Genomic DNA, 637 nt, shown 5'->3' on the forward strand with positions numbered 1-637 from the left:
TCTTAGTTGTCATTGTTCACCTCGTTAGTGATTGTACTCACTTAACTCAGTGTCCAAAACTTCTGGTGCGGTTCATTCTTCGAGCAGTTAGGCAAGCATGGCAACAATATCGAAGCGGTCGCGATGGACATGAATACGGCTTTTGACCTTGAAGTTCAAGCGCACTGCCCGAACGCAAAAATCGTTTACGACTTATTCCATGTTGTTGCTAAGTTCGGTCGTGAGGTGATGGATAGAGTCAGAGTCGACCAAGCCAACAAACTCAAGCAAGATAAAAAAGCGAGGAAATGGGTCAAGCGCTCACGCTGGGTATTGTTGAAAAATAGAAGCAACTTAAATCCACGGCAAGATAGCTACCTTACCGAAATATTGAACATCAATAAGGACTTAATGACCACTTATATACTCGGCTCACAACTCAAAGAGCTTTGGTATTGTGAATCAGAAGCACATGCTAAGGGGCTCTGGGAGGTATGGTGGGCACAAGTGCAAGAGAGTGGAATTAAGCCATTGAAAGAGTTCGCACGAAAACTGAGGCCTTATCTTCACGGTATTATTGCATCGGCAATTTATCCGCTCAACACCTGCACATTGGAAGGGATAAACAACAAAATAAAGTTAATCAAGCGAATGGGGT

The 637-nt window shown here is 43.6% G+C and carries 1 pseudogene; it reads left to right on the forward strand.

Going from position 1 to position 637, the window contains the following annotated elements:
• Positions 1-75: 75 nt before the first annotated feature.
• A pseudogene (locus BCU12_RS01315) lies at positions 76-637 on the forward strand (transposase); the annotation flags it as partial.

Source organism: Vibrio sp. 10N.261.55.A7, assembly GCF_002877365.1.
Classification (GTDB): domain Bacteria; phylum Pseudomonadota; class Gammaproteobacteria; order Enterobacterales; family Vibrionaceae; genus Vibrio.